The sequence below is a fragment of the Zemynaea arenosa genome (assembly GCF_004614185.1).
GTDB lineage: Bacteria > Pseudomonadota > Gammaproteobacteria > Burkholderiales > Burkholderiaceae_D > Telluria > Telluria arenosa.
The window spans coordinates 1-3,462 of the sequence record NZ_SPVF01000266.1; the positions used below are offsets into that span (position 1 = coordinate 1).

The 3,462-nt window shown below is 69.8% G+C and carries 2 protein-coding genes; one reads left to right on the plus strand and one right to left on the minus strand.

Annotated elements, in window-relative coordinates; genetic code table 11:
• A partial coding sequence (locus tag E4L96_RS21865) for an aminotransferase class V-fold PLP-dependent enzyme (RefSeq protein ID WP_135209340.1) occupies nucleotides 1–2,073 on the plus strand: 2,073 nt, incomplete at its 5' end.
• 57 nt (nucleotides 2,074–2,130) lie between these two features.
• Here the strand turns inward: E4L96_RS21865 and E4L96_RS21870 are convergent.
• Complete coding sequence (locus tag E4L96_RS21870; RefSeq protein ID WP_135209341.1) at nucleotides 2,131–3,126, minus strand: cation diffusion facilitator family transporter; 996 nt, start codon at nucleotides 3,124–3,126, stop codon at nucleotides 2,131–2,133.
• Between the last annotated feature and the right edge of the window lie 336 nt (nucleotides 3,127–3,462).

A 3,462-nucleotide genomic window follows, 5' to 3' on the forward strand; every position in this document is an offset into this window, starting at 1 on the left:
CGCGCGCGCCGCGTGCTCGGTGCACCCGGCGGCCGCCTGATGTTCACCAGCGGCGCCACGGAAGGCATCCAGACCGCGATCCTGTCCGCGCTGGCCGCGATCCGCGAGCGCCGCACGGCCGGCGAGACCACCGGCACGCTGCTGCTGTACGGCGCCACGGAGCACAAGGCCGTGCCCGAAGCGCTGGCGCACTGGAACCGCCTGCTCGGCACCGGGCTGGAACTGCGTCCGCTGCCGGTCGATGACCAGGGCCGCCACCGGCTCGACGTGCTGCGCGAGCTGGCCCCGCAGACGGCCCTTGTGTGCACCATGGCCGCCAACAACGAGACCGGCGTGATCTCGGACCTGGACGGTATCGCCGCCGTGCTCACCGAGCTGGCGCCGCGTGCGCTGTGGATGGTGGACTGCGTGCAGGCCCTCGGCAAGCTGCCTCTCAAGCTGGGGCAGAGCCGCATCGACTACGCGCCATTCTCGGGCCACAAGCTGTATGCGCCCAAGGGCATCGGCATGCTGTACGTGCGCGAAGGCGCGCCTTTCACGCCGCTGATGATGGGCGGCGGCCAGGAAGGTGGACAGCGCAGCGGCACCGAGAACATGGCGGGGATCGCCGCTTTCGGCGCGGTGCTGGAAGCCCTGGAGCAGGGCGGTACCTTCCGCACCCACGACGAATTGGCGAACATGCGCGCGCGCGTGGCCGCTGCCTTGCAAGAGGCTCTCCCCGGCATCCTGTTCAACGCGCCCTTCGAATACGCGCTGCCCACCACCATCAACTTCTCGGTGCCCGGCGTGACCAGCCGCGAACTGCTGGAACTGTTCGACGCCGCCGGCGTGCGCGTGAGCTCGGGCTCCGCCTGCTCCGCCGCCAAGGCCGCGCCCAGCCACGTGCTGGACGCCATGGGCCTGCCCGCGTGGCGCTCGGGCGCCGCGGTGCGCCTGTCCTACGGCCCCGCCGTCGACGACGCTTTCATCGATGACGCCTGCGCGCGCATCCGCCATTGCGGCCAGGCGCTGCGCGACTGCGGCATGCTGTCGGACAGCGCCCGCGCCGACGCTCCCGCCGCCGTGGTGCAGCTCAATGCCGATGGCGCCTGCACCTGGCTGGTGCGGGATGCCGCCGCCCACGTCGTGATCGATCCGCTGCCGCAGCTGGTGCCGCGCATCGCTGCATTGGTGCGCGGTGGCCGGGCACCGCTGCGCGCCATCGTCGCCACCCATGCGTATGAAGGATTCGAGCAGGCTCGCGACGCTTTGTCGCGCGCACTCGCTGGCCTCCTGTACCGCGCCGAGAGCTCGGATGCCTTGGGCTGGCCAGACGCCAGCGAGAGCGTCACCCTCAGCGGCGGCGCCGTGGTGCATGCCGTCTCGATGGGCACTTTGGTGCTGGCCCGGGTGCCGCGCATTGACGGTGTGCTCGATGGTACCGGCTACCTGGTCGGCCCGCGCAGCGATGCGGGACTGGCCGCGGACCACGTACGCTACGCCTTCACCGGCCCGGCCCTGCTGCCCGGCGGCCTGGCCGCGCACCTGCCGGTCCCGCGCCTGCGTGCCGCTGCGCGCGAACTCGCGACCATCATGCACGGCCAGACCATCCTGTGCGCCTCGCGCATCGCGGGCGCGCCCCCGGTGACGACGCTGGCCGCCGAAGCGCGCAAGCCCGATGCGCTGGCCGAACAGCTGCGTGCCCAGCCCCGCCTTGCCGGCGATGCGGTGCCGCCCATGGACGCACTGGCGCACCTGGACGGCGCCGTCCTCGGCCACTTCCTGGCCACCCATCCGGATGCGCAGCTGGTCGATGTGCGCGAGCCGCATGAAACGCTGGCCGGCGCGGTGCCGGCATGGCATGGCCGCCAGCCGGTGCATGTGCCGCTGTCCCAGCTCGCGGCGCAGCTGCCGCACTGGCTGTCCGGCCCTGCGCGGCCGCTGGTGTTCTTCTGCCGCAGCGGCAACCGCAGCGCGCAGGCGGCCCAGTGCCTGCACCGCCTCGGGTATCGCAATGCGTGGCAGTTGACCGGCGGCCTGGCGCTGGCCGGGACCATCGTGGCCGAGGGAGACGATCACCCGCTCGCCGCCTGACGCCTCGCAAAAGATCCGTTCTTGCGGACCGCACCCGAAAGGGCCGGTCCGTTTTTTTTAGTCATGCGAGCTTGCTTCGTCCTCGCCTTCCAGCGGCGGCAGGGGCACGACATGCTCGGCGTCCGGGTCGACCACCGATTCGATGAACACGCGCCGCACCTTGGGATAGCGCTGCTTGATCCCGCGGTCGATATCGTGAAACAGCTGGTGCACCTGCGCGCGCCCCGCCGCATCGGCCACGTGCAGGCTGATATTCACGAGGATGAAATCAGGCCCCATGTGCATGGTGAGGATTTCGTTGACATCGTCGATCTGCTTCTGCTCTTCCAGCAACGCACGGATGCCCGCCACCACTTCCAGGTTGGCGCTCTCGCCGATCAACAGGCCCTTGGTCTCGCGCGCCAGCCAGAACGCCGTCGCCGCCAGGATGAAGGCGATCACGATCGAGGCCGCACCGTCCCACACCGGGTTCCCCGTGGCCTGCCCGAGCGCCACGCCGATCAGGGCGACCACCAGGCCGAGGAGGGCCGCGCTGTCCTCGAACAGCACGGTGAAGGTGGTCGGGTCCTTGGCCCGTTCCACCGCCTCGACATAGCTGTTGTCCCCTTTGCCACGCCGGAACTCGCGGAAGGCCACCATCCACGACGCACCTTCGAACACGATCGCCACGCCGATCACGAGGTAGTTGATCCACGCGTCTTCCACCGTGGTCGGGTGCCGCAGGTGGTGTACCCCCTCGTAGAACGACACGCCCGCGCCCAGCGCGAACACCAGCAGCGCCACCACGAAGCTCCAGAAGTAGATCTCCTTGCCATGCCCGAACGGGAAACGCGCATCGGCGGGCAGGCGCGCGCGCCGCAGGCCATACAGCAGCAGGATTTCGTTGCCGCAGTCGACCAGCGAGTGCACGCCCTCGGACAGGATGGCCGAGCTGCCGGTGAACCAGGCCGCGACGAATTTGCTGATGGCGATGAGAACATTCCCGGCCAGCGCCGCGTACACGGCCTTGGTGCCGCTGGGTTCGCCCGCTGCCTGATGCGCTGCTTTGGCCATGGTTCTGTCGCATGCTCTTCAAGGAGGCTGTCCAGTATAGAAGCGGGGTCAGGCGCGCACGATTGAATCTCGGCCGGTGAGTACGCCAGCGCACAGTGCGGCGCAGCGCCAGCTTTTATCATCGGCTGCAATAACCAGAACTCATCCGGGCCGTGGCACAGCATGGCCTGAAAGAAGGCGCCGGACGCACAGGGTCCGGCGAAAACTCTTGAATCACGACATCACACCGACCGCAGAGGCCTCGACGGATACTGCCGCGCCTGCGGGGGCGGCGGCGGGCGGCCGTATCGGGCAGCTGGGCCGCCAGCTGGGCGCGCGCCACCGGCAGCCCGTGGC